The sequence below is a fragment of the Cognatilysobacter bugurensis genome, from assembly GCF_014652095.1.
GTDB classification, from domain to species: Bacteria; Pseudomonadota; Gammaproteobacteria; order Xanthomonadales; family Xanthomonadaceae; genus Cognatilysobacter; species Cognatilysobacter bugurensis.
In genome coordinates this window covers 1-24367 of record NZ_BMYD01000009.1, presented here as the reverse complement: position 1 = coordinate 24367, position 24367 = coordinate 1, and the positions used below count along the sequence as shown (strand labels likewise).

36 protein-coding genes are annotated in these 24367 nt (G+C 65.0%); 2 read left to right on the top strand and 34 right to left on the bottom strand.

The features are described from left to right. Window positions 1-135: 135 nt before the first annotated feature. The 4 genes from IE075_RS15345 to IE075_RS15330 all read right to left on the bottom strand — a co-directional run bounded on the left by IE075_RS15345 (window position 136) and on the right by IE075_RS15330 (window position 3455). Window positions 136-1119 carry a malate dehydrogenase gene (locus tag IE075_RS15345; protein ID WP_189457981.1) on the bottom strand — a complete coding sequence of 328 codons (984 nt, stop codon included), beginning with the start codon at window positions 1117-1119 and terminating at the stop codon, window positions 136-138. Window positions 1120-1160: 41 nt separating this feature from the next. Beyond that, entirely contained in the window at window positions 1161-1526 is a 366-nt protein-coding gene (locus tag IE075_RS15340; RefSeq protein WP_229792566.1) for a glutaredoxin family protein, read from the bottom strand. Window positions 1527-1533: 7 nt separating this feature from the next. Continuing rightward, a complete protein-coding gene (locus IE075_RS15335) occupies window positions 1534-2739 on the bottom strand; it encodes an aminotransferase class I/II-fold pyridoxal phosphate-dependent enzyme (RefSeq protein ID WP_189457980.1) in 1206 nt (401 codons plus the stop codon). A 209-nt stretch (window positions 2740-2948) separates the two neighbouring features. Then, complete coding sequence (locus tag IE075_RS15330) at window positions 2949-3455, bottom strand: peptidylprolyl isomerase (RefSeq protein WP_189457979.1); 507 nt, start codon at window positions 3453-3455, stop codon at window positions 2949-2951. Window positions 3456-3649: 194 nt separating this feature from the next. Here IE075_RS15330 and typA point away from each other — a divergent pair, with 194 nt between their 5' ends. Together typA and IE075_RS15320 are read left to right on the top strand one after the other, a co-directional pair. Further along, the gene (gene typA, locus IE075_RS15325) at window positions 3650-5482 is read left to right on the top strand and encodes a translational GTPase TypA (RefSeq protein ID WP_189457978.1); all 1833 of its coding nucleotides are present in this window, start codon (window positions 3650-3652) and stop codon (window positions 5480-5482) included. 217 nt (window positions 5483-5699) lie between these two features. Then, window positions 5700-7298, top strand: a complete 1599-nt coding sequence (locus IE075_RS15320) for an amidase (protein WP_189457989.1) — start codon at window positions 5700-5702, stop codon at window positions 7296-7298. A gap of 94 nt (window positions 7299-7392) precedes the next feature. Here IE075_RS15320 and IE075_RS15315 read toward each other — a convergent pair whose 3' ends face one another. The 30 genes from IE075_RS15315 to IE075_RS15170 form a co-directional block, all read right to left on the bottom strand. Continuing rightward, window positions 7393-8781, bottom strand: a complete 1389-nt coding sequence (locus IE075_RS15315; RefSeq protein WP_189457977.1) for a class II 3-deoxy-7-phosphoheptulonate synthase — start codon at window positions 8779-8781, stop codon at window positions 7393-7395. Between the two features lie 37 nt (window positions 8782-8818). Further along, window positions 8819-9331 (bottom strand): disulfide bond formation protein B, encoded by a 513-nt coding sequence (locus tag IE075_RS15310; RefSeq protein WP_189457976.1) that lies wholly within the window; start codon window positions 9329-9331, stop codon window positions 8819-8821. 308 nt (window positions 9332-9639) lie between these two features. Beyond that, on the bottom strand, window positions 9640-10011 hold the full coding sequence (gene rplQ, locus IE075_RS15305) for a 50S ribosomal protein L17 (RefSeq protein ID WP_189457975.1): 372 nt from the start codon (window positions 10009-10011) through the stop codon (window positions 9640-9642). A gap of 205 nt (window positions 10012-10216) precedes the next feature. Further along, a complete protein-coding gene (locus tag IE075_RS15300; protein ID WP_189457974.1) occupies window positions 10217-11215 on the bottom strand; it encodes a DNA-directed RNA polymerase subunit alpha in 999 nt (332 codons plus the stop codon). A gap of 142 nt (window positions 11216-11357) precedes the next feature. Further along, on the bottom strand, window positions 11358-11987 hold the full coding sequence (rpsD, locus tag IE075_RS15295; RefSeq protein WP_189457973.1) for a 30S ribosomal protein S4: 630 nt from the start codon (window positions 11985-11987) through the stop codon (window positions 11358-11360). Window positions 11988-12016: 29 nt separating this feature from the next. After that, entirely contained in the window at window positions 12017-12412 is a 396-nt protein-coding gene (gene rpsK, locus IE075_RS15290; RefSeq protein WP_189457972.1) for a 30S ribosomal protein S11, read from the bottom strand. A gap of 12 nt (window positions 12413-12424) precedes the next feature. Beyond that, the gene (gene rpsM, locus IE075_RS15285; RefSeq protein WP_189457971.1) at window positions 12425-12781 is read right to left on the bottom strand and encodes a 30S ribosomal protein S13; all 357 of its coding nucleotides are present in this window, start codon (window positions 12779-12781) and stop codon (window positions 12425-12427) included. A 348-nt stretch (window positions 12782-13129) separates the two neighbouring features. Further along, window positions 13130-14488, bottom strand: a complete 1359-nt coding sequence (gene secY, locus IE075_RS15280) for a preprotein translocase subunit SecY (protein ID WP_189457970.1) — start codon at window positions 14486-14488, stop codon at window positions 13130-13132. Between the two features lie 7 nt (window positions 14489-14495). Further along, window positions 14496-14939: a 50S ribosomal protein L15 gene (gene rplO / locus IE075_RS15275; RefSeq protein WP_189457988.1), complete on the bottom strand. Its 444-nt coding sequence runs from the start codon at window positions 14937-14939 to the stop codon at window positions 14496-14498. Beyond that, the gene (gene rpmD / locus IE075_RS15270; RefSeq protein WP_189457969.1) at window positions 14939-15139 is read right to left on the bottom strand and encodes a 50S ribosomal protein L30; all 201 of its coding nucleotides are present in this window, start codon (window positions 15137-15139) and stop codon (window positions 14939-14941) included. Before rpmD ends, rplO begins: the two co-directional genes overlap by 1 nt. Further along, on the bottom strand, window positions 15132-15665 hold the full coding sequence (rpsE, locus tag IE075_RS15265) for a 30S ribosomal protein S5 (RefSeq protein ID WP_189457968.1): 534 nt from the start codon (window positions 15663-15665) through the stop codon (window positions 15132-15134). Before rpsE ends, rpmD begins: the two co-directional genes overlap by 8 nt. Before the next feature lie 161 nt (window positions 15666-15826). Continuing rightward, window positions 15827-16180: a 50S ribosomal protein L18 gene (gene rplR / locus IE075_RS15260; protein WP_189457967.1), complete on the bottom strand. Its 354-nt coding sequence runs from the start codon at window positions 16178-16180 to the stop codon at window positions 15827-15829. 29 nt (window positions 16181-16209) lie between these two features. Next, window positions 16210-16737 (bottom strand): 50S ribosomal protein L6, encoded by a 528-nt coding sequence (gene rplF, locus IE075_RS15255; protein WP_189457966.1) that lies wholly within the window; start codon window positions 16735-16737, stop codon window positions 16210-16212. 13 nt (window positions 16738-16750) lie between these two features. Continuing rightward, window positions 16751-17149, bottom strand: coding sequence for a 30S ribosomal protein S8 (gene rpsH, locus IE075_RS15250; RefSeq protein ID WP_189457965.1), 399 nt, complete (start codon window positions 17147-17149; stop codon window positions 16751-16753). 113 nt (window positions 17150-17262) lie between these two features. After that, the gene (rpsN, locus tag IE075_RS15245) at window positions 17263-17568 is read right to left on the bottom strand and encodes a 30S ribosomal protein S14 (protein ID WP_189457964.1); all 306 of its coding nucleotides are present in this window, start codon (window positions 17566-17568) and stop codon (window positions 17263-17265) included. A 17-nt stretch (window positions 17569-17585) separates the two neighbouring features. Beyond that, window positions 17586-18128: a 50S ribosomal protein L5 gene (gene rplE / locus IE075_RS15240; RefSeq protein WP_189457963.1), complete on the bottom strand. Its 543-nt coding sequence runs from the start codon at window positions 18126-18128 to the stop codon at window positions 17586-17588. Between the two features lie 11 nt (window positions 18129-18139). Next, window positions 18140-18454, bottom strand: a complete 315-nt coding sequence (gene rplX, locus IE075_RS15235; RefSeq protein ID WP_189457962.1) for a 50S ribosomal protein L24 — start codon at window positions 18452-18454, stop codon at window positions 18140-18142. Between the two features lie 14 nt (window positions 18455-18468). Then, window positions 18469-18837, bottom strand: a complete 369-nt coding sequence (gene rplN / locus IE075_RS15230) for a 50S ribosomal protein L14 (RefSeq protein ID WP_189457961.1) — start codon at window positions 18835-18837, stop codon at window positions 18469-18471. Between the two features lie 12 nt (window positions 18838-18849). Further along, window positions 18850-19119: a 30S ribosomal protein S17 gene (gene rpsQ / locus IE075_RS15225; protein WP_189457960.1), complete on the bottom strand. Its 270-nt coding sequence runs from the start codon at window positions 19117-19119 to the stop codon at window positions 18850-18852. Window positions 19120-19128: 9 nt separating this feature from the next. Then, window positions 19129-19314, bottom strand: a complete 186-nt coding sequence (gene rpmC / locus IE075_RS15220) for a 50S ribosomal protein L29 (protein WP_189457959.1) — start codon at window positions 19312-19314, stop codon at window positions 19129-19131. Continuing rightward, window positions 19314-19727: a 50S ribosomal protein L16 gene (gene rplP, locus IE075_RS15215; protein ID WP_189457958.1), complete on the bottom strand. Its 414-nt coding sequence runs from the start codon at window positions 19725-19727 to the stop codon at window positions 19314-19316. Before rplP ends, rpmC begins: the two co-directional genes overlap by 1 nt. Window positions 19728-19733: 6 nt before the next feature. Further along, window positions 19734-20486, bottom strand: a complete 753-nt coding sequence (gene rpsC / locus IE075_RS15210; RefSeq protein WP_189457957.1) for a 30S ribosomal protein S3 — start codon at window positions 20484-20486, stop codon at window positions 19734-19736. A gap of 14 nt (window positions 20487-20500) precedes the next feature. Continuing rightward, window positions 20501-20836 (bottom strand): 50S ribosomal protein L22, encoded by a 336-nt coding sequence (gene rplV / locus IE075_RS15205; protein ID WP_189457956.1) that lies wholly within the window; start codon window positions 20834-20836, stop codon window positions 20501-20503. A gap of 10 nt (window positions 20837-20846) precedes the next feature. Beyond that, a complete protein-coding gene (rpsS, locus tag IE075_RS15200) occupies window positions 20847-21113 on the bottom strand; it encodes a 30S ribosomal protein S19 (RefSeq protein WP_189457955.1) in 267 nt (88 codons plus the stop codon). A gap of 6 nt (window positions 21114-21119) precedes the next feature. Further along, window positions 21120-21947, bottom strand: coding sequence for a 50S ribosomal protein L2 (rplB, locus tag IE075_RS15195; RefSeq protein WP_189457954.1), 828 nt, complete (start codon window positions 21945-21947; stop codon window positions 21120-21122). Between the two features lie 43 nt (window positions 21948-21990). Then, entirely contained in the window at window positions 21991-22287 is a 297-nt protein-coding gene (gene rplW, locus IE075_RS15190) for a 50S ribosomal protein L23 (RefSeq protein ID WP_189457953.1), read from the bottom strand. After that, a complete protein-coding gene (rplD, locus tag IE075_RS15185) occupies window positions 22284-22889 on the bottom strand; it encodes a 50S ribosomal protein L4 (RefSeq protein ID WP_189457952.1) in 606 nt (201 codons plus the stop codon). The genes rplW and rplD overlap by 4 nt, the downstream gene beginning before the upstream one ends. Before the next feature lie 12 nt (window positions 22890-22901). After that, window positions 22902-23555, bottom strand: coding sequence for a 50S ribosomal protein L3 (gene rplC / locus IE075_RS15180; RefSeq protein ID WP_189457951.1), 654 nt, complete (start codon window positions 23553-23555; stop codon window positions 22902-22904). 11 nt (window positions 23556-23566) lie between these two features. Beyond that, window positions 23567-23878, bottom strand: a complete 312-nt coding sequence (gene rpsJ / locus IE075_RS15175) for a 30S ribosomal protein S10 (protein WP_036212661.1) — start codon at window positions 23876-23878, stop codon at window positions 23567-23569. A 384-nt stretch (window positions 23879-24262) separates the two neighbouring features. After that, window positions 24263-24367 (bottom strand): EF-Tu C-terminal domain-related protein (locus IE075_RS15170; protein WP_484484285.1); only part of this gene is annotated, 105 nt, incomplete at its 5' end.

Sequence of the window (24367 nt, the reverse complement as noted above, 5' to 3'; positions counted from 1 at the left end):
GACGTAATGCGAACTTCGACTTCCGCGTCCTGGGCCATGCCGTGTATCGATTCGGACTTCGACCCGGCCGGCACGCGGACGCGTGGGCTGCAAAAGCGACGAAGGCGACCTCGGCCGCCTTCGTCGTCGTACCGCTTACAGCAGGTGGGCGACGCCTTCGCGCTCTTCCTCGAGCTCGGCCAGCGTCTTGTCCATTGCCGCGCGGCTGAACTCATCGACGGGCAGGCCTTCAACGCGTGTGTACTCGCCGTTCTCGCACGTCACCGGCACGCCGTACATCACACCCTCGGGGATGCCATAGCTGCCGTCCGACGGCACGCCCATCGTCACCCACTTGCCGTTCGTGCCGAGCACCCAGTCGCGGATGTGGTCGATCGCGGCATTCGCCGCAGAGGCCGCCGACGACAGGCCGCGCGCTTCGATGATCGCCGCGCCGCGCTTGCCGACCTTCGGGATGAACTCGTTCGCGTTCCACTCGCTGTCGTTGATCTTGTCCTTCAGCGACTGGCCGTTGACGGTCGCGAAGCGGTAGTCCGGGTACATCGTCGGGCTGTGGTTGCCCCACACGACGAGCTTCTCGATGTCGCCGACCGGCACGCCCGCCTTGTTCGCGAGCTGGCTCAGCGCGCGGTTGTGGTCGAGGCGGAGCATGGCGGTGAAGTTCTTCGCCGGCAGGTCCGGCGCGGACTTCATCGCGATGTAGGCGTTCGTGTTCGCCGGGTTGCCGACGACGAGTACCTTGACGTCGCGCGAGGCGACCTTGTTCAGCGCTGCCCCCTGCGCGGTGAATATCTTCGCGTTCTCGAGCAGCAGGTCCTTGCGCTCCATGCCCGGGCCACGCGGACGGGCGCCGACGAGCAGTGCGACGTCGGCATCCTTGAACGCGACTTCCGCGTCGTCCGTGCCGACCATGCCGGCGAGCAGCGGGAACGCGCAGTCCTCGAGCTCCATCATCACGCCCTTGAGCGCGGCCTGGGCCTTCTCCATTGGCAGCTCGAGCAGCTGCAGGATGACCGGCTGGTCCTTGCCCAGCATCTCGCCAGACGCAATGCGGAACAGCAGCGAATAACCGATCTGGCCGGCTGCACCGGTGACGGCGACGCGGACGGGGGTCTTCATGGAGTGATTCCTTGAATGGAGGTGGAAAGACGGCTGCCGCGTCAGTAGACGCGGTAGCCCAAGGGGGTGAGGTGCTCGTCGAGCCTGGCCGTGTCGTAACCGCGCACGACGTTCTGTCCAACGACCGTGACCGGCACGCCCCGTGCGCCGAGCGCACGCATCGCGCGGTCGCCTTCGGGGGTGTCGACGTCGAGCACGCGGTAACGCACGTTCGCGCGTTCGAAGTCGCCCTGCTGCTTGCGGCAGTACCCGCACCACTCCGCTGCCAGCATCACGATGCGCGCGTCGCCCGTGTGCATCCGCGGGTCAGCGGGGTCGGTCACCGCATCGGACGGCGCGCGGCCGAGCCATGCATGCACGCCGACGGCGAGACCGACGGCAAGAAGCAGCCAGACCGCGCGCGACACGGGCGCCTCAGGCCAGTTGGCGGACGAACTCGGCGAAGCGCTGCAGGCCGGGTTCGAGCTGCGGCGTCGGGCAGGTGTAGCTGATGCGCAGTGCGCGCGGTTCGCCGAACGCCGAACCCGGCACGCAGGCCACGCCCTTGGTCTCGAGCAGCGCGTTGCAGAAGTCGACGTCGTTGGCGACCGTCGTGCCGCTCGGACCGTGCGTCTTGCCGAACAGCGCGCTGACGTCCGGGAACACGTAGAACGCGCCCTGCGGCCGCGGGCACACCACGCCCGGCAGGCCGGACATGATCGCCATCACCTGGTCGCGCTTCTGCTCGAACTCCGCGCACTTCTGCTGGGGCACGTCCTGCGGGCCGATCAGCGCCGCGACGGCGGCAGCCGTCGTGACCTCAGGCAGGTTCGTGATGTGGTTCGAGTTCATCGTGACGACCGCCTGCGCGACGATCTCCGGCCCGGCCATGAAGCCCACGCGCCAACCCGGCATGCCGTAGGTCTTCGACAACGAGTCGATGAAGATCACGCGGTCGCGCAGCTCGGGGCGCGCGTGCACGAAGTTGTGGTAGCCCACGCCGTCGAACACCATCTGGTTGTAGATGTCGTCGGTGATGATCCACGTGTCGGGATGCTTCGCGATGACGTCCGCGAGCGCCGCGATCTCGTCCTTCGAATACACCATGCCCGTCGGATTGGACGGGTTGTTGAACAGGAACACGCGCGGCTTGCGGGCGAGCGCCTCGTCGAGCTGTGCCGGCGTGAGCTTGTAGTTCTGCTCGGCACGGCACGGCAGCAGGTCGATCTTCGCGCCGACGATCTCGGCGATATCGACGTAGCTCGTCCAGTACGGCGTCGGGAACGCGATCGTGTCGCCCTCGTCGAGCAGCACTTCGGCCAGGTTGTAGATGACGTGCTTGGCGCCGACACCGGTCGCGACGTTGACGCGGCCGTAGCCGGTCAGGCCGATCTTGCCGAGGTGCTCGCAGAACGCGTCGAGCAGCGCGTCGGGGCCGCGGTTGCTGCCGTACTGGCCGCTGTCGTGCTCGAGCGCTTCGCGCGCCGCGGCGTACACGTGCGACCCGGGCAGGAAATTTGGAACGCCAATCGAGAAGCTGATGATGTCGCGGCCTTCGGACTTCAGGCGCTTGGCCTTGTCCGCGACCTGCATGATCGCACTGGGCTTGGCACGGCCGACGCGCGCGGCGAGCTGGGGCATCGCAAGAACCTCGTGGGGGAGACGACGGAGCGGCCGTAACGGCCGGGCAAAGCCCGCGGATGTTAACACGCGTCACTTTTTCAGCCGGTGCCGCGACAGGCCGCTTGCGTCATTTCGACATGCACTGAACGCAAAAAAGCCCGCGTCCGGTGACGCGGGCTTTTGGGTGCAGCGGTGCGAACGCGCCGGAACGCTTCGCGTAACGCGACTTACGGACGTGCGTTGGCGTCGAGCGTCTTGTTCCACTCGGCCACGCGGTCTGCCTTCGCCGCGACCGCAGAATCGGCGTCGCCTTCGATGCGGACCGTATTGATCGTGTCGCCCTGCTTGACCTTGTCGACGACGTCCTGCCCTTCGACCACCTTGCCAAACACGGTGTGCTTGCCGTCGAGCCACGGGCATGCCACGTGGGTGATGAAGAACTGGCTGCCGTTCGTGTTCGGGCCGGCATTGGCCATCGACAGCACGCCGCGCTCATGCGACAGGCCGTTCTTGGCCTCGTCCTCGAACTTGTACCCCGGGCCGCCGGTGCCCGAGCCCTGCGGGCAGCCGCCCTGGATCATGAAGTCGTTGATGACGCGGTGGAACGTCAGGCCATCGTAGAAGCCGCGACGCGCGAGGTTCACGAAGTTCGCGACGGTCAGCGGCGCCTTGTCGGCGGCGAGTTCGACGCGGATCGGGCCGCGGTCGGTTTCGAATTGGGCGATCAGGCTCATGGGGTTTTCCAGTCGTGGAGAGAAGCGGCGGTTGCGGCCGGAACGGCCTCGGCTTGAGCACCGTGTTGCGGTGCAACGTGAACAGGGCGGGCAAGCATACCCCAGCGCCTGTGCACGTCCGGACTGCAGACCCGTCCGGCCGGTATACTTGCCGGCTTCCTTCCGCTCTCCTTGCCTGTCCAGGCACTTTTCGCATGTCCATTGAACGCCTGCGCAACATCGCCATCGTCGCCCACGTCGACCACGGCAAGACCACTCTCGTCGACTGCCTGCTCAAGCAGTCCGGCACGTTGAATGAACGCACCGTGCTCGCAGAGCGCGTGATGGACAGCAACGACCAGGAAAAGGAACGTGGCATCACGATCCTGTCCAAGAACACCGCCATCACCTGGCAGGGCAATCGCATCAACATCGTCGACACCCCGGGCCACGCCGACTTCGGCGGCGAGGTCGAGCGCGTGCTGTCGATGGTCGACTCGGTGCTGATCCTCGTCGACGCGATGGACGGCCCAATGCCGCAGACGCGCTTCGTGACGCAGAAGGCGTTCGCGATGGGCTTCAAGCCGATCGTGGTGGTCAACAAGATCGACCGCCCCGGCGCGCGCCCGGACTGGGTGATCGACCAGGTGTTCGACCTGTTCGACAAGCTCGGCGCGACCAACGAGCAGCTCGACTTCCCGATCGTCTACGCCTCGGCGCTGCACGGCTATGCCAGCCTCGACGACCAGGCCCGCAGCGGCGACATGACCCCGCTCTATGAGGCGATCATGAAGCACGTCGAGCCGCCGAAGGTCGATCCGGACGGCCCGTTCCAGATGCGCATCAGCCAGCTGGACTACAGCAACTTCGTCGGCCTGATCGGCGTCGGCCGCGTGCAGCGCGGCAAGGTGCGCACGAACATGCCGGTGAGCGTGGTCGACCGCAAAGGCAAGAAGCGCCAGGGCAAAGTGCTGCAGGTGCTTGGCTTCATGGGCCTCGAGCGCATCGAAGTGCCGGAGGCCGAAGCCGGCGACATCATCGCGATCTCCGGTGTGCAGGACCTCAGCATCTCGGACACCGTGTGCGCGCTCGACACGCCGGAAGCGCTCGAAGCGCTCACCGTCGACGAGCCGACGATCTCGATGACGTTCCAGGTCAACAACTCGCCGTTCGCCGGCAACAAGGATCTCTCGGGTGGCAAGTTCCTCACCAGCCGCCAGCTGCGCGAGCGCCTGGAGCGCGAGACGCTGCACAACGTGGCGCTGAAGGTCGAGGAAGGCTCGGATCCGGACAAGTTCCTGGTCTCCGGCCGCGGCGAGCTGCACCTGTCGGTGCTGATCGAGAACATGCGTCGTGAAGGCTACGAGCTCGCGGTGTCTCGCCCCGAAGTCATCATCAAGGAGATCGACGGCCAGCTGATGGAGCCGGTCGAGCAGCTCGTCGTCGACATCGAAGAGCAGCACCAGGGCGGCGTGATGGAAAAGCTCGGCACCCGCAAGGCCCAGCTCAAGAACATGGAGTCCGACGGCAAGGGTCGCGTCCGCCTCGACTACATGATCCCGGCGCGCGGCCTGATCGGCTTCCAGAATGAGTTCCGCACGCTGACGCAGGGCTCGGGCCTGCTGTTCCATGTGTTCGACCACTACGGCCCCAAGGAACAGGGCGCCATTGCCAAGCGCATCAACGGCGTGATGATTGCGAATGCGCCGGGCGCGACGCCGGCGTATTCGCTCGGGCCGCTGCAGGATCGCGGCCGCCTGTTCGCAGCCGAAGGCGACATGGTCTACGAGGGTCAGTTGATCGGTATCCACTCGAAGGACAACGACCTCACGGTCAACGCCATCAAGACGAAGCCGCTGACGAACATGCGCGCATCGGGCAAGGACGACGCGATCCAGCTGAGTCCGGCGATCAAGTACTCGCTGGAGCAGGCACTCGACTTCATCGAGGACGACGAGCTCGTCGAAGTCACCCCGAAGGAGATCCGCCTGCGCAAGAAGCTGCTGACCGAGAGCGAGCGCAAGACGGCGTCGCGCCGCGCCGGCTGACCCCGACGCACAGGTGCATATCGGAAAGCCCCGCGAATGCGGGGCTTTTTCGTTGACGGCGTTGGCAGCCGAAGCATAGGACTGTCGCGGCCGCCAGATCCTGTGCTTGCCAGCAGGCGAAGGGTGGACGGATGCTGGAGCATTCATTGCCGCGACCCCGGTGCCACCAATGTCGATGCGATCTTGCCGCCCTGCCCGCCTGCCGGCGCATGCCGCCCTGCCCGCCCTTCTGGCTGCGGTCATGGCAGGCTGCGCGCATGGGGGCGATCTCGTGCCCACGGTCGCATCAGGAGATGTCGCAGCGGCGGTTGCCCCGACGACGCGGGATATCGTGGAAGCCGACATCGCGACGCTGTCAGCGCGCATGCAGCGCGGCGAGGTCACTAGCGGGCAGCTGACACAGGCCTATCTCGCTCGCATCGCGGCAATTGACGATGCCGGTCCGCGGCTCAACGCCGTCATCGAAATCAACCCGGACGCGCTCGCAGATGCCGCTCGCCTCGACGCCGAGCGCAAGGCGGGGCGCGTGCGCGGTCCGCTGCACGGCATTCCGGTCCTCATCAAAGACAACATCGATGCCGTGCCGATGGTCAACTCGGCCGGCTCGCTCGCGCTCGCGTCGCACCGACCGCGCGAAGACGCGCCGATCGTGCGCGCACTGCGCGATGCTGGCGCGGTCATCCTCGGCAAGACCAACCTCAGCGAATGGGCGAACTTCCGCTCCATGCGCTCGTCGTCGGGTTGGAGCAGCCGCGGCGGGCAGACGCGCAATCCGTATGCGCTCGATCGCAGCCCCTGCGGCTCGAGCAGCGGCAGCGGCGCGGCGATTGCCGCCAGCCTCGCCGCGGTCGGCGTCGGCACCGAAACCGACGGCAGCATCCTGTGCCCGGCCGCTGTGAATGGGCTCGTCGGAATCAAGCCGACAGTCGGCCGCGTTGGCCGCAGCGGCATCATCCCGATCAGCGCCTCGCAGGACACGGCCGGCCCGATGGCGCGCACCGTCGCCGACGCCGCGCTGCTCCTCGATGTGCTCGCAAGCGCACGCGACCCCGAGGACACCGCCACTCGCGACGCACCCGCCGCGCAGGGCCGCTTTGCCGACGCGCTAGACCCCGGCGCCTTGCGCGGCGTGCGGCTCGGCGTTCTTCGCAAGCACGGCGTCGACGCACAACCGGATGTCGACGCGGCATTCGAGCGCGCGCTGGCGCATCTTCGTGAAGCGGGCGCGGTGCTCGTCGACGTCGAGCTGCCGAACCGCGGCAAGTGGAGCGCGCCGGAATTCACCGTCCTCAAGTACGAATTCAAGGACGGGCTCGAGCGCTATCTGCGCGCGTCGGGCGCACCGGTGCAATCAGTCGCTGCGCTCGTCGACTTCAACAAGTCGAATGCGGTCGCGACGATGCCCTATTTCGGCCAGGAGCTGCTCGAACAGACTCAGGCGTTGAAAGGGCTCGACACCGCCGAGTACACGAAGGCGAAGCGCGACGCCGCGCGGCTCGCCGGGCCCGAAGGCATCGACGCCGCGCTTGCCAAGTACGACGTGCAAGCGCTTGTCGCGCCCACGACCGGCCCCGCGTGGCCGATCGATCTCGTCAATGGCGACCACTTTACGGGTGCCGGGTATGGCGCCGCCGCGGTGGCGGGCTACCCGAGCCTCACCGTGCCGATGGGCAGCGCACATGGGCTGCCGCTGGGTCTCACGTTCCTCGGCCCCCGTTGGGGCGAGGCGCGGCTGGTCGGATTCGGGCACGCATTCGAACAGCGCGCGCAGGCGCGCACGGCGCCGAGCTATCGCAGCACGGTGCCGCTGCCCTGAGGCGCTTTGCGCGCCACGGCGCCTACGATGCGGTCACGCCTGACTCGAGGGCGTGCGCCGCGCCGGGTGACTGGAAGGCGCCGCCGCTTCACCATTACACCGGCAGTGCGATCTGCGATTGCTTGCGCACGATCAGCATCGCCGCCTCCAGCGCCTGCTCGTAATTGAGGCGCGGATCGACGCAGGTGCGGTATGCGCGCTCGAGGTCGGCCTCGCGCAGTTCGCGGGCGCCGCCGAGGCATTCGGTCACGTCTTCGCCGGTGAGCTCAAGGTGCGCGCCGCCCAGGCGCGTCCCGGCTGCGGCATGCAATTCGAACGCGAGTTCAAGCTCGCGGCCAATGTTCGCAAAGCGCCGCGTCTTGTAACCGTTTGCGGTGGACTCGGTGTTGCCGTGCATCGGATCGCAGATCCACAGCACGCGCCGCCCATCACGACGTACCGCGTCGAGCAGCGGCGGCAGCTTGTCGGCGATGTGCGCCGCGCCCATGCGGTGGATGAAGGTCAACCGGCCGGGCTCGTCGTCGGGGTTCAGCAGGTCCATGACGCGCAACAGCTGGTCGGGCGCCACGGTCGGGCCGACCTTGATGCCGATCGGATTGCGAATGCCGCGGAAGTACTCCGCATGCGCCCCGTCGACCGCCGCGGTCCGCATGCCGATCCACGGAAAGTGCGTGCTCAGGTTGAACCAGCCCCAGTGCCGCGGCACCTGCCGCGTCATCGACTCCTCGTACGGCAGCAGCAGCGCTTCATGCGAGGTGTAAAAGTCGACGCGATTGAGGTTGTGCACCTCCGCGCCCGACAGCGTTTCCATGAAGCGCACCGCGTCGCCGATCGCGGCAACCATGCGGCCGTACTCCTCTGCGAGCGGCGAGTGGCCGACCCAGCTGAGGTTCCAGTACTCCGGGTGGTGCAAGTCCGCGAAGCCGCCATCGATGAGCGCGCGGACGAAGTTCATCGTCATCGCGGACCGGGCATGCGCCTTGATCATGCGGCGCGGGTCGGGTCGCCGCGCCTCCGCGGTGAATGCGGGACCGTTGACCATGTCGCCGCGGTAGCTCGGCAGACTCACCCCGTCGATCGTTTCGAGGTCGGTCGAGCGGGGCTTCGCGTACTGACCGGCAAAGCGTCCGATGCGCACCACGGGCTTGCGGAGCCCGTGCACGAGCACCAGGCTCATCTGCAGCAGCACCTTGAGGCGGTTGGAGATCACGTCCGAGGTGCACTCCGCGAAACTCTCCGCGCAATCGCCCCCCTGCAGCACGAAGCGCCGGCCTTCCTGCGCTTCGGCCAACTGCTGCTTCAGCGTCAGGATCTCCCACGACGTCACCAACGGTGGCAGGCCGCGCAGTTCCGCAAGGGCCGACTCGAGCTCGCCCGCGTCCGGATACTGCGGCAGTTGCAGCGCGACCCGCTCGCGCCACGACGTCGGCGACCAGGCTTGGGGCAGACGGACGGCGTGGACGGATCGGTCGGAGGAATTCATGGGTGCATCCAAAAGGAGAACAAACTGGACCGCGGAGTCAGGCGCGCGGCCGCCGGAAGGCGATGTACGCCAACCAGCCCGTCAACAACACGAACCAGACGAGGCTCCAACCAGGCATCGAGAGCCCGAGAAACGTCCAGTCGACGTTCGCGCATTCACCGGAGCCCGTCATGACCTTTTGCACCACGCCGCCGAGTGGCATGGAATCGAGCATGTAGTCGAGGCCCGGGCCGCACGCGGGCACCTGGTCCGGCGGCAAGTGCTGCAGGCGCACGTGGTTGCCTGCGACCGCGATCCCGGCGACCCCGGCCAGCATCCCGAGCACCCCATAAACCCGACGACCGCCAGTGCCTGCGGGCGCGTGCACCGCACCGATCAGGAACACCAGGCCGAGCGCGGCAAACGCGATGCGCTGGAAGCTGCACAGCGGGCACGGCTCGAAGCCGAGGTTGAACTGCGCGTGGAGGGCGTACGCCAGTAGGGCTGCGCACGCCAGCGCCCCGAGCGCGCATTGGGCGCGGAAAGAAGCAAGAAGAGATTGCCGATTCATACCATCACGATAAGCACTGCCACGACCTCGCGCAAAGAATATTGCGCAACGGACCGTCCGGCCGCCTGCGGATTCAGGGAGCTTGCACGTCGCGGCCCTGGCCCGGACCGATCACGCGCTATTGCGCTGCTTGCCCCGATTTGCGCGAATGCGCAAACAGCCTCTGCTTTTGGACGCCTCCGATACCGCATCGCATCGCCCGCAGCGGCCTCAACGCGGGGACGAAACCTCAAACGCAAAAGCCCCGAACAAGTCGGGGCTTTGCTTCTTCGACGCGCCGGGACGTGGACCGCCCCCGCCGTTCGAAATTACTCCGCGGCCTGCGGGCGATCGACGAGCTCGACATACGCCATCGGCGCGTTGTCGCCTGCGCGGAAGCCGCACTTGAGGATGCGCAGGTAGCCGCCCGGACGCTCGCGGTAACGCGGGCCCAGCTCGACGAACAGCGTGCCAACCGCTTCCTTGTCACGCAGACGCGAGAACGCAAGGCGGCGATTCGCAACGCCGTCGCTCTTGGCGAGCGTGATGAGCGGCTCGGCAACGCGTCGCAGTTCCTTCGCCTTCGGCAGCGTCGTGCGGATGAGACCGTGCTTGATCAGCGAGGCGGCCATGTTCTGAAACATGGCATCGCGGTGGGCACTGGTGCGGCTGAACTTGCGGCCGGATTTCTGATGACGCATGAGTAGGATTCCTAATGAATATTGAAACCGATGAACTTCGCTGTCGCCGTCCTGGCGTTCGTACAGTGGACTGCGGTTGGTCCGTGCCGGCCGTCCATGACCGGGCGGCGCTGCGGGTCTTCGGACCCGTCAGCGCAATTGGTGCAGAACTCGATGCCCCAGCCGAAGGCCCGTCGTTACCCGACGGGCGCCACGACCAGGTCCCTCAGCCCATCATGCCGTGCGATGCAATGCCGGCAGGCGGCCAGTTCTCGAGCTTCATGCCGAGCGAAAGGCCGCGCTGGGCGAGCACTTCCTTGATCTCGGTGAGCGACTTCTTGCCAAGGTTCGGCGTCTTCAGCAGCTCGACTTCCGTTTTCTGGATCAGATCGCCGACGTAGTAGATGCTCTCGGCCTTCAGGCAGTTCGCCGAACGCACCGTCAGCTCGAGGTCATCGATCGGACGCAGCAGGATCGGGTCGACGCCGCTGGCAGCCGGCTTCGCTGCGCCGCGATCGCGGTGCGTGAAGTCGCCGAACACCGACAGTTGATCCGTGAGGATATCGGCCGCCGTGCGCACTGCTTCCTCGGCATCGATCGTGCCGTTGGTCTCGATGTCGATGACCAGCTTGTCCAGATCGGTGCGCTGTTCGACGCGAGCCGCTTCGACCGCGTACGCGACGCGACGCACCGGGGAGAACGACGCGTCCAGCATCAGGCGACCGATTGCTCGCGTCTCCTCGTCCGGGCGACGACGCGCGGCCGCCGGCTGGTAGCCGTAACCACGCTCGATCTTCAGGCGCATGTTGACCGCGGTGTCCTTCGTCAGGTGCGCGATCACATGCTCACCGTTGAGGATCTCCACGTTGTGGTCGGTGCGGATGTCGGCCGCCGTGATGACGCCCGGACCCTGCTTGCTCAGCGAAAGCGTCGCGTTCTCACCGGTGTGCATCCGGATCGCGACGTCCTTGAGGTTGAGCAGCACCTCAAGCACGTCCTCTTCGAGACCCTCGACCGTGGTGTACTCGTGCAGCACGCCGTCGATCTCGACCTCGGTGATCGCAAAACCCGGGATCGACGACAGCAGCACGCGACGCAGCGCGTTGCCAAGCGTATGCCCGTAGCCGCGTTCCAGCGGCTCGATCACGACCTTGGCGCGGTTGCCGTTGAGGCGTTCGATCTGGGGACCGCGGGGCCGCAGAACCTGATTGGCGGTAACCGTCATGTTTCGGTGTCTCCAGTGACCACCGCCGCCGGGCGGTGGCTGTTGCGCTTGGGCTTCCCGTACGGGAAGCGGCCGATGCAGCGACTGCATCGGCCGGGATAAGAGGCGCGCTAGGCGCGCCTCGCCGGACAGTCCGAACCTGTTACTTCGAATACAGCTCGACGATCAGTGCTTCGTTGATGTCGGCCGGGAGGTCGGCGCGGTCCGGCACGGCCTTGAACACGCCGGCGAACTTCTTGCTGTCCACCTCAATCCACGAGGGCGACAGGTCCATCTGCTGGGCGACCGTCAGCGACTCCTGAACGCGGAGCTGCTTCTGGGCGCGCTCGTTGAGCGCGATCGAATCGCCAGCCTTGACCTGGTACGACGGCAGGTTGACGGGCTTGCCGTTCACGAGCACGCCACGGTGCGAAACCAGCTGGCGCGCAGCCGGGCGCGTCACCGCAAAACCCATGCGGTAGACCACGTTGTCCAGACGCGTCTCGAGGAGCTGCAGCAGGTTTTCACCCGTGTTGCCCTTCTTCGTCGACGCCTTCTTGTAGTAGTTGCGGAACTGCCGCTCGAGCAGGCCGTAGATGCGCTTGACCTTCTGCTTCTCACGAAGCTGGGTCGCGTAATCCGACAGCTTGCCCTTACGGGCAGTCGGGCCGTGCTGGCCGGGCTTCTGCTCGAGTTTGCACTTCGAGTCGAGCGCGCGGGCCGACGACTTCAGGCCAAGATCGGCGCCTTCACGGCGCGCGAGCTTACAGGTGGGACCGATATAACGAGCCATGTTCTTCTTTGCTCCTCAGCGACGGCGCGTTAGACGCGGCGCTTCTTCGGCGGACGGCACCCGTTGTGCGGGATGGGCGTCACGTCGATGATGTTCAGGATCTTGTAGCCGACGTTGTTGAGCGAACGCACGGCCGATTCACGTCCCGGACCCGGGCCCTTGATGCGCACTTCGAGCGCCTTGACGCCGTAGTCGAGCGCAGCGCGGCCGGCCTTTTCAGCAGCAACCTGCGCGGCAAACGGAGTGGACTTGCGCGAACCGCGGAAACCCGCGCCGCCCGAAGTCGCCCACGACAGCGCATTGCCCTGACGGTCGGTGATCGTGATGATGGTGTTGTTGAAAGAAGCGTGGACGTGCGCGATACCGTCGGTAACGACGCGCTTGATCTTCTTCTTCGTCTTGTTGGCAGCTGCCGGCTTGGCCATGGATAGATCCCCTTACTTCTTGATGGCCTTGCGCGGACCCTTACGGGTGCGTGCGTTGGTCCGGGTGCGCTGGCCGCGCAGCGGCAAGCCGCGGCGATGACGCAGACCACGGTAGCTGCCGAGGTCCATCAGGCGCTTGATCGACATGCCGATCTCACGACGAAGGTCACCCTCGACGACGAACTTGCCGATCTCGGCGCGCAGGCGCTCGACTTCCGGCTCGGACAGGTCACGAATCTTCGTAGTCGACACAACGCCGGCCGAGTCACAGACCTGCTTCGAACGGGTACGGCCGATGCCGTAAATGCTTTGCAGCCCGACCCAGACGTGCTTCTGGGCAGGCAGGTTGACGCCCGCAATACGCGCCATAACGCGATCTCCAACTGGTTTGCCGCCGCAGGGCGTATGCCCGCAGCGATGGATTCACAAAAAGTGAACTTGAAATGTTAACAAGGTTCCGGAGGTACAGAAAGCCCGCTGACGCAAACGTGCCCGGCATGGGGAGTGTGCCCATGCTCCGGCGACGATCATCTGCTGCACCCCACGATTGCTCGGCGACCGCAGGGCCCGGCGCGCTACTCCGGCGCGCCTTGGCAAATGACCACCCGCGCCCGGAACCGCTGCGCGAGTCGCCCATCGAGGACCCCGGCGCGTACGTCCAGGTGTCCGGTTGATCATGGCGGCCCGCCAGAGCGGGCCGCGTCAGTACAGTTTACCTCAGCTGCGCCCGAGACCGCCGCGCGAACCCTTCAGGTTTGCTTTCTTGAGCAGGCTCTCGTACTGATGCGACATCAGGTGGGCCTGGATCTGCGCGATGAAATCCATAACCACGACCACCACGATCAGCAGGGATGTCCCGCCGAAGTAGAACGAGGTGTTGAGCTCGGTGCGCATGACCTCGGGCAACAGGCAGACGATCACCAGGTACGTCGCGCCCGCTGCCGTCAACCGCGTCAGCACGCCGTCGATGTAATCCGCCGTCGCCCGGCCCGGTCGAATGCCCGGGATCAGCGCGCCTGATTTCTTCAGGTTGTCCGCCGTTTCCTGCGAATTGAACACGAGCGCGGTATAGAAAAACGCGAATCCGGCAATCAGCGCTGCGTACAGGATCATGTGCAGCGGCTCGCCCGGGTTGAGCCACTGGCTCAGCTGCAGCAGGAACGAGTTGGAGTTGCCTTGCGCGAACCACGTCGCTGCCGTCGCCGGGAACATGACGATGCTCGACGCGAAGATCGCCGGGATCACGCCCGACATGTTGAGCTTGAGCGGCAGGAACGACGACTGGTTCATGTACGCGCCGCGACCGCCCTGCCGCCGCGCATAGTTGACAGTGATCCTGCGCTGGCCTCGCTCAACGAATACGACGAGGTACGTAAAGACCGCGACGATGAGCACGACGATGATCGCCGCAATGGCCGACATGTCGCCGTTCCGGATCTGCTCGAACATGCCGACGATGGCCGACGGCAACCCCGCAACGATACCGGCGAAGATGATCAGCGAAACGCCGTTGCCAATGCCGCGCTCGGTAACCTGCTCGCCGAGCCACATCAGGAACATCGTGCCCGCTGTCAACGCGATGATCGCCGTGAGGACGAAGCCAGGCCCCGGGTTGTATACAACCGGAATGCCCTGGCTCGCACCGCCCGCCTGCAGCGCGGTCGCGATGCCCCAAGCCTGGAACACGGCCAACGGAATCGCGCCCATGCGCGACCACTGATTGATTTTTCGACGACCCGACTCGCCTTCCTTCTGGATGGCCTTGAGTGTCGGGACGATCTGTACGAGCAGCTGCACGATGATGGACGCCGAGATATACGGCATCACGTTCAACGCAAGCAGGCTGAAGCGCTCGAGTGCGCCGCCCGAGAACATGTTGAACATGTCCACGATCGTGCCCTGCTGCGTCTCCATAAGCTGCAGCATCGCTTCGGGGTTTACACCCGGCACGGGTATGTAGCAACCGATGCGATAGACGATCAGGGCGCCGACCACGAAAAGAAGACGCTGGCGAAGCTCGGTGAATTTACCGAGCCCGCCACCGAGGCCCGCCATCGCGTTACCGCTGCGCGCCATCGACTACTTACTCCTGGACCTGGCCGCCGGCCGCTTCGATCGCGGCTTTGGCGCCGGCGGTCGCCGCAATGCCCTTCAGCACGAAGGCCTTGGTCACGTCGCCCTTGACGACGATCTTCGCCTGCTTCGCCGTGCTCGGAACGAGCTTGGCAGCCTGCAGCTTCGCGAAATCGACGTCACCCGCCTCGAGGCGCTCCAGCTGATACAGCAGGACTTCGGCCGTGTCCTTCGCGATCTTCGACCGGAAACCGATCTTCGGAAGACGGCGCTGCATGGGCATCTGACCGCCTTCGAAGCCGGCCTTGATCTTGCCCTTGCCCGACCGCGCGAACGAACCCTTGTGGCCGCGGCCGCAGGTCTTGCCCAGGCCGGAACCGATGCCGCGACCAACGCGCGTGCGCTCTTGGCGGGCGCCTTCGGCGGGCTGCAGTGTATTGAGACGCATGGTGATTACTCCTCGACGCGGACGAGGTAGTGAACCTTGTTGATCAGGCCGCGCACCTGCGGGCTGTCCTTCAGTTCACGCACATCGTTGAGTTTGTTGAGACCGAGCGCACGCACCGACAAACGGTGGCGCGACTGCGTCCCACGCAGGCCCTTCACGAGGCGCACCTTGACGGTGCCGCCTTCGACGTTCTGGGTATTAGCCATTGAGCAGGTCCTCCACCTTCTTGCCGCGCTTGGCTGCGATCGCGGTCGGCGACTGCATGTCGGTCAGGCCCTTCATCGTCGCGCGCACAAGATTGATCGGATTGCGCGAACCGACGGCCTTCGCAAGCACGTTCTTGACGCCGACGGCTTCCAGAACAGCGCGCATGGCGCCGCCCGCAATGACGCCAGTACCTTCGGATGCCGGCTGCATGAACACGCGAGCCGCACCGTGCCCGGCCTTGACCGTGTGCCACAGCGTGCCGTTGTTCAGGTCGACCTGGCTCATGCTCTTGCGGGCGTATTCCATCGACTTCTGGATGGCGACCGGCACTTCACGCGCCTTGCCGTAACCGAAGCCCACCTTGCCCGACCCGTCGCCGACAACCGTCGGCGCCGTGAACGTGAACTGGCGACCGCCCTTGACGGTCTTGCTGACGCGGTTCACCGCAATCAGCTTCTCGATCATGCCGTCGTCGATCTCTTCGCGATTGCGATCGCGACCGCGCTGCTGACGTTCTTCTGCCATTTCTGAAATCTCGTGATGTAAGAGGATTTGCGGCTTCGCCGCTTATGGTTGTGGGCTGCTACGGATGACCCATGCCCGCAGGAACCCGCGGGCATGCCCGGCGCAACCGCGCCGGCGGGACTCGCTTCTTCGCGCCCGGTACGTCGGGCGCCGGGCCGCGATTAGAACTTGAGGCCGCCCTCGCGGGCCGCGTCGGCAAGCGCCTTGACGCGACCGTGGTACCGGTAGCCCGAGCGGTCGAACGCGACCTTCTCGATGCCAGCGGCCACGGCCTTCTCGGCGATTGCGCGACCGACCTTGATTGCCGCATCAACGTTCTTGCCGTTCTTGAGACCGTCCTTTACGTCGGCCTGAACGGTCGACGCTGCGGCAAGCACCTTGGAGCCGTCTGCCGTGAACACTTGGGCGTACAGGTGCTGACCGGTGCGAAGCACGGACAGACGCGGCACGCCGAGTTCGCGGATGTGGGCGCGAGTGGACTTAGCGCGGCGAAGGCGGGCAATGTTCTTCTTCATGACTGTGTCCTTCGGGAAGCGGATAGGCCTTAGGCCTTCTTGGCTTCCTTGCGAATGATGACTTCACCGGCGTACTTCACACCCTTGCCCTTGTAGGGCTCCGGCGGACGGAAGCCACGGATCTTTGCCGCGACTTCACCCACACGCTGCTTATCAGCACCGGCCACGACGACTTCCGTCTGCGTCGGCGTCGTGATCGTGATGCCTTCGGGCGTGTTGAACACGACGGGGTGTGAGAAGCCCAGCGACAAGCTGAGGTCCTTGCCCTGCATCGCGGCGCGGTAACCGACGCCGACGAGCTCGAGCTTGCGCTCGAAGCCTTCGGAGACGCCCTTGACCATGTTCGCGAGGATCGCGCGCAGCGTGCCGGTCAGCGGAATCTGCGACGCGTCGTCCGTGGCGAACACGGCATTGCCGTCCTCGATCTTCACGTCGATGGCAACAGGCTTCGGCACCGACAGGGTGCCCTTCGGGCCCGTCGCGCTGATCGACTCCGGCTGGATGTTGATTTCGACGCCCTTCGGGAGGGCGATCGGCCTCTTGGCAACTCGGGACATTGCGATTACTCCCTTAGGCCACGAAGCACAAGACCTCGCCGCCGACGCCCTGTTGGCGCGCCCGCGCATCGGTCATGATGCCTTTCGAGGTGGAGATGATGGCGACACCGAGGCCACCTAGGACCTTGGGCAGCGCGTCCTTGCCGCGGTACTGACGCAGACCCGACCGCGAGTAGCGCTCGAGGCGCTCGATCACAGGTTTGCCTTCGTAGTACTTCAGCACGATTTCCAGCTGGGACTTCCCCGCACCGGCTTCGGTCACACGCGAATCGAGAATGTAGCCCTCGTCCTTCAGGACGGCGGCGATCGCAACCTTGATCTTCGACGACGGCATCTTAACCGTCGGCTTGCGGACAGCGGCGGCGTTCTTGATACGCACCAGCATGTCGGCAATGGGATCAGTCATGCTCATGAGAGTTTCCTTATGAGAAGCACCGATATCCGCGGAATTGCGAATTCAGTTGTCACGCGGCGCCCCGGAGGGCGCCGCGCTTGCGGCGAAGCAAGCCCGCCACTATACCAGCTTTACCAGCTCGCCTTGCGCAGGCCCGGCACGTCGCCGCGCATGGTGGCGGCACGCAGCATGTTGCGGCCGAGGCCGAACTTGCGATACGTGCCACGCGGGCGGCCGCTCAGCGCGCAACGGTTGCGCTGGCGCGAGGGTGAGGAATCGCGGGGCAGCTTCTGCAGCTTGACCACCGCGTCCATCTTGTCCTCGTACGACGCGTCGACGCTCGAGATCACCTTCTTGAGTGCCTCGCGCTTGGCCGCGTGCTTCTTGGCAAGCTTTTCCCGCTTCACCTCGCGGTTGACCATGGAGGTCTTAGCCATGTGTTTTTCCTCGAGACTCAGCTACGGAACGGGAAACGGAACGCTTCGAGCAGCGCGCGGGCTTCGGCGTCGGTCTTCGCGGTCGTGGTGATCGCGATGTCCATGCCGCGGAGCGCGTCGACCTGGTCGAAGTCGATTTCCGGGAAAATGATCTGCTCTTTCACGCCCATGTTGAAGTTGCCACGGCCGTCGAACGACTTGCCCGACACGCCGCGGAAGTCGCGGACGCGCGGAAGCGAAATGTTGATTAGGCGGTCGAGGAACTCGTACATCTTCGCCCGGCGCAGGGTGACCTTCGCGCCGATCGGCCAACCGTCGCGGATCTTGAACGAAGCGACCGACACGCGGCTCTTCGTCACGATCGGCTTCTGGCCAGCGATCTTGGTCATGTCGGCGACGGCATTTTCCAGGATCTTCTTGTTCGTCGCTGCCTCGCCCACGCCCATGTTGAGCGTGATCTTGACCAGGCGCGGCACTTCCATCCGGTTCTTGTAACCGAACTTCTCGGTCAACGCCGGGACAACTTCGTTCTTGTAGAACTCTTCAAGCCGGGTGGTCATTTCAGCATTCCTCAGGCGTCAACCGCCTCGCCGCTGGAGCGGAACACACGCAGTTTGCGTCCATCCTCCAGCACCTTGAAACCAATGCGCTCGCCCTTGCCGGTGGCCGGGTTGAACAGCATGACGTTCGAAACATGGATCGGCGCCTCGCGCTCGATCACCCCGCCCGGCTGGCCGGCCTGGGGGTTCGGCTTCGTGTGACGCTTGATGACGTTCACGTTGGACACGACGACCTTCTCGCCAAGCACGCGGACGACTTCGCCCTGCTTGCCCTTGTCCTTGCCGGTGGTGACGATCACTCGATCGCCCTTGCGGATACGGTTCATTTCAATTCCTCCGCTCAGAGCACTTCAGGAGCGAGCGAGACGATCTTCATGAACTTCTCGGAGCGCAGCTCGCGGGTCACGGGCCCGAAGATGCGCGTACCGATCGGTTCCTGCTTGTTGTTGAGCAGCACAGCCGCGTTCCCGTCGAAGCGGATCAGCGAGCCGTCCGGGCGGCGAACGCCCTTTCGCGTGCGAACAACGACGGCGTCGTAGACGTCGCCCTTCTTGACCTTGCCGCGCGGAATGGCGTCCTTGACGGTCACCTTGATGATGTCACCGATGCCGGCGTAGCGACGCTTCGAGCCGCCGAGCACCTTAATGCACATCAGTTCCTTCGCGCCGGAGTTGTCGGCCACGTCAAGGTAGCTTTGCATCTGGATCATGGTTCAGCTCCCTTAGACGGCCGCGCGGCTGATGATCTCAACCACGCTCCAGTTCTTGGTCTTCGACATCGGGGCGATTTCGCGCACCCGGACGATGTCGCCTTCGTTGCAGGCGTTGTCGGCGTCGTGAGCGTGCAGCTTGGTCGAGCGACGGATGTACTTACCGTACAGCGCGTGCTTGACCTGGCGCTCGACGAGCACAGTGACGGTCTTGTCCATCTTGTTGCTGACGACTCGACCTTCGACCGTGCGAATAGCCTTCTCTGTGTTGTTGTCGGTCATAAGGGGTCCTTACTTCTTCTGACCCAGCAGCGTGTTGACGCGCGCGATTTCGCGGCGAACACGGCGGGTCTCATGAGTCTTGACGAGCTGGCCGGTGGCCTTCTGCATGCGCAGCGCAAAGCGCTCCTTGTGCAGTTCGCCCAGATGGCTCTGGAGCTCGACAGCCGACTTGTCGCGCAGTTGCTTGAGTTCCATCAGCGCACCGTACGGGTTACAAACTGGGTGGTGACCGAGAGCTTGGCAGCGGCCAGACGGAACGCTTCGCGCGCCACGTCCTCTGCGACACCTTCGATCTCGTAAATCATGCGGCCGGGCTGGATCTGGGCGACCCAGTACTCCACGTTGCCCTTACCGGAGCCCATTCGGACTTCGATCGGCTTCTTGGTGATCGGCTTGTCCGGGAAGACGCGGATCCACATCTTGCCGCCGCGCTTCACGTAGCGGCTGATCGAGCGGCGGGCCGCCTCGATCTGACGCGCGGTGAGCTGACCGTGGCTCGTTGCCTTGAGACCGTACTCGCCGAAGCTGACGGCATTGCCGTTCCAGCTCAGACCTTCGTTGCGGCCCTTATGTACCTTGCGGTACTTGGTTCGCTTGGGTTGCAGCATGGCGGCTTACCTCGCTTCGCGTGCTGGACGGCCGGGACGGTCGTTGCGGTCACGGCGGTCGCCGCGGTCGCCACGATCACCGCGCTCTGAACGCGGGCTGTCGTCCGGCTTCTCCTGGCCCACCTGGGAGAAATCGAAGATTTCGCCCTTGTAGATCCAGGTTTTGATTCCGATGATCCCGTACGTCGTCTTCGCTTCGGCAAAGCCGTAGTCGATGTCGGCGCGCAGGGTATGGAGCGGCACGCGGCCTTCGCGGTACCACTCGGAACGGGCGATTTCCGCACCGTTGAGTCGACCCGCGACGTTGACCTTGATGCCGAGCGCGCCGAGGCGCATCGCATTGCCGACGGCGCGCTTCATCGCGCGACGGAACATGATGCGGCGCTCGAGCTGCTGGGCGATCGACTCGGCAACGAGCTGAGCGTCGAGTTCCGGCTTGCGGACTTCGGTGACGTTGATGTGCGCCGGGACGCCCATCACCGCGCTGACCTCGCGACGCAGCTTCTCGATGTCCTCGCCACGCTTGCCGATCACGACGCCCGGGCGGGCGGTGTGGATCGTGACGCGGGCGTTGTTAGCCGGACGCTCGATGAAGATGCGGGAGATGCCGGCCTGCGCCAGCTTCTTGCGCAGCATGTCGCGAACCTTGAGGTCGGCCGCGAGGTACTCGCCGTACTGCCGCTTGTTGGCGAACCACTTGGAATTCCAGTCCTTGGAGATACCAAGGCGGATGCCAGTCGGATGAACTTTATGACCCATAGTCTGACTCCGCCTTACTTGCCAGCGCCCACAACCACAGTAATGTGGCTGGTGCGCTTGAGGATGCGGGTGCCGCGGCCCTTGGCTCGCGCCATGAAACGCTTCAGTGACGGACCTTCGTCCACCATGATCGTCTTGACGCGGAGCTCGTCGATGTCGGCGCCCTGATTGTTCTCGGCGTTGGCGATGGCGGACTCCACGACCTTGCGGATCGTGTGAGCAGCCTTCTTGTCCGAGAACTTGAGCAGATTGACGGCACGCTCGGCCGACAGACCGCGAACCTGGTCAGCGACCAGACGGGCCTTCTGCGGCGAGATGCGCGCGGTGCGCAGGATTGCTTTCGCTTCCACGGTCATCTCCTTAGCGGCTCTTCTTGTCGCCGCCGTGACCCTTGAAGGTCCGGGTCAGGGCGAACTCGCCGAGCTTGTGGCCAACCATGTTCTCGTTGACGAGCACCGGGATGTGGTTCTTGCCGTTGTGCACGGCGATCGTAAAACCAACCATCTCGGGCAGGATCATCGAACGGCGCGACCAGGTCTTGATCGGCTTCTTGTTGTTGCCCGCCGTTTCCACCTTCTTCATCAGATGGTGGTCAACGAACGGACCCTTTTTCAGTGAACGTGGCATGGCCGATTAGCTCCTGCGGTCGCGAACGATGAACTGCTGCGTGCGCTTGTTCTTGCGGGTCTTGTAACCCTTGGTCGGGACGCCCCACGGGGTGACCGGGTGCGGGTTACCCTGGCCGGCCTTCGCCTCACCACCGCCGTGCGGATGGTCGACCGGGTTCATCGCCGCGCCGCGAACCGTCGGGCGCACGCCACGCCAGCGCTTCGCACCGGCCTTGCCGAGCTTCTCGAGGTTGTGCTCGTCGTTGCCGACTTCGCCAATCGTTGCGGCGCACTCGACGGGTACCTTGCGCATTTCGCCGGACCGCAGGCGAAGCGTCGCGTAGCCCTGCTCACGTGCCACCAGGTACGCGCTGGCACCGGCCGCGCGGGCCAGCTGGGCGCCCTTGCCGGGCTTCATCTCGACGCAGCACACCGTCGTGCCGACCGGGATGTTCGTCAGCGGAAGCGTGTTGCCCACGCGGATCGGGGCGTCACGTCCCGCGATCACCTGGTCGCCGTCCTTCAGGCCCTTCGGCGCGATGATGTAACGGCGCTCGCCGTCGACATAGCACAGCAACGCGATGTGCGCAGTGCGGTTGGGGTCGTACTCGATGCGCTCGACGCGCGCCGGGATGCCCTGCTTGTCACGCTTGAAATCGATGATGCGGTAATGCTGCTTGTGACCGCCGCCGACGTGGCGGGTGGTGATGCGGCCGTGGTGGTTACGGCCACCGGTCTTGCTCTGCTTTTCAACGAGCGCCGCGTGCGGCGCGCCCTTGTGCAGGCCTGGCGTCACCACGCGGACCGCGCTGCGGCGGCCGGGCGAGGTGGGCTTGAAAGTCATCAATGCCATGGGTTCTTGTCCTCTTGAGAAGTTTCGACGAGTCGAAACTTCGTCAGGCCGTGGCCATCACGTCGATCGACTGGCCTTCGGCCAGCTTCACGTACGCCTTGCGCCAATCGGCGCGGCGGCCCATGCGGAACTTGAAGGCCTTGTTCTTGCCCTTCACGTTCGCCACGTTCACGGCCTCGACCTTGACGCCGAACAGCTTCTCGACGGCAACCTTGATGTCGGCCTTGGTTGCGTCGGTGGCCACTTCGAATACGTACTGGTTCGAGACTTCCTGCAGTCGCGCAGTCTTTTCGGACACGCGCGGTGCGCGGATGATGCTGTAGAGCTTGGCCTCGTTCATGCCAGCCACTCCTCAATCTTCTTCACCGCGTCGGTGGTGATCACGACCGAATCGGCGCCGACCAGCGCTACCGGATCCAGGCCCTGAACGTCCCGCACTTCGACGTACGGCAGGTTGCGCGCCGAGAGGTAGAGATTCTCGGCCGCGTCTTCGGTGACGATCAGCGGACGGCGGCCGACTTCGAGAGCCTTGAGCTTCTCGATCAGGCCCTTCGTCTTCGTCGCTTCGAGGTCGAACGATTCGACGACCTTGATGCGACCCTGACGATTGAGCTCCGACAGAATCGACGCGATCGCCGCGCGATACATCTTGCGGTTGACCTTCTGCGCGAAGCTGCGCGGCTTGGCCGCGAACGTCACACCGCCGCCGACGAAGATCGGAGCCGTCAGCGCGCCGTGACGCGCACCGCCGCCCTTCTGCTTCTTCGACTTCTTGGTCGTGCCGTTGACTTCCGAACGCGTCTTCTGCGCCTTGGTGCCGGCGCGGCCCGCGTTGCGGTAGGCCACGACGACCTGGTGCACGAGGTCTTCGCTGAATTCGCGACCGAAGATCGCTTCGGAGACCGGCAGCGTGCTGCTGCTATTGGTGATGGCGAGTTCCATCGTCATCTCTCCTTATGCCTTGCTCGAGGGACGGACGATCACGTCGCCGCCCGGCGCGCCCGGCACGGCGCCCTTGATCGCGATCAGGCCGCGCTCAGCGTCGACCTTGACCACTTCCAGGCGCTGCGTCGTCTGCTGCACGTCGCCCATGTGACCGGACATCTTCTTGCCCGGGAACACGCGACCCGGCGTCTGACGCTGACCGATCGAGCCCGGTGCGCGGTGCGACAGCGAGTTACCGTGCGTCGCGTCGCCCATGCGGAAGTTCCAGCGCTTGATCGTGCCCTGGAAGCCCTTGCCCTTGGTGACGCCCTGGACGTCGACGATCTGGCCGGCGGTAAAGATGTCGGCCTTGATCTCGCCGCCCACTTCGAAACCACCGATCTGATCGGCCTCGACGCGGAGCTCCCAAAGGCCGCGACCCGCCTCGACCTTCGCCTTCGCGAGGTGACCGGCTTCGGGCTTGTTCACAAGCGCCGCGCGACGGACCCCGACGGTGACCTGCACGGCGCTGTAGCCGTCGGTGTCGGCGGTTTTGATCTGGGTGATGCGGTTCGGCGTCGCTTCGATCAGCGTCACCGGAATGGACTTGCCGTCTTCCGTAAAGAAGCGGCTCATGCCGGCCTTGCGACCGACGATGCCCAACGAATATTTCTTCGCGGTCATGGTGGGTGGCCTCAGGTCAGCTTGATCTGGACGTCGACGCCGGCCGCGAGCTCAAGCTTCATGAGCGCGTCCACGGTCTTGTCGTTCGGATCGACGATGTCGAGCACGCGCTTGTGCGTGCGGGTCTCGTACTGGTCGCGCGCGTCCTTATCGACGTGCGGCGAAGTAAGAATGGTGTAACGCTCGATCTTGGTCGGCAGCGGGATCGGGCCACGCACTTGCGCGCCGGTCCGCTTGGCCGTTTCGACGATCTCGCTGGCCGAGCGGTCGATCAATCGATGATCGTACGCCTTGAGCCGAATTCGGATCTTCTGGTCCGCCATGACGGGTTTCCTTCGTTAAAGAGCGACGGGCGGTGGCGGCTTCATGCGCCCCGCCCCACGATTGCGGCGCCCCGAATCGAGCTGATCCGGAACGCAGAAAACACAACAGGCCGGTTTCCCGGCCCGCCAGACAGAAATCTCGATGCGCGTAAGCAGACGGATACGGCGCTGAGCCGGTGCCCGGTCGAGCTTCACGACGCGTCCCTGTCGGGCGAACACGAAGGGCGTCCTGCCCCTCTTTTCGCTGTTCCCCTTTCGGGGTCCGCGATTCTAGCCGCATTGCGGGAGCCGCGTAAAGGGGGCGTGATGCAAATTCCCCAAAATAAGCAGAGCGGCCCGAGAGCCGCTCCGTTGCGGTGCCGGCATGAGCCGGAACGCGCGGTCTTACTTGATGATCTTCGCCACGACGCCGGCGCCGACGGTGCGGCCGCCTTCGCGGATCGCGAAGCGCAGGCCTTCGTCCATCGCGACCGGGTTGATCAGCGTCAC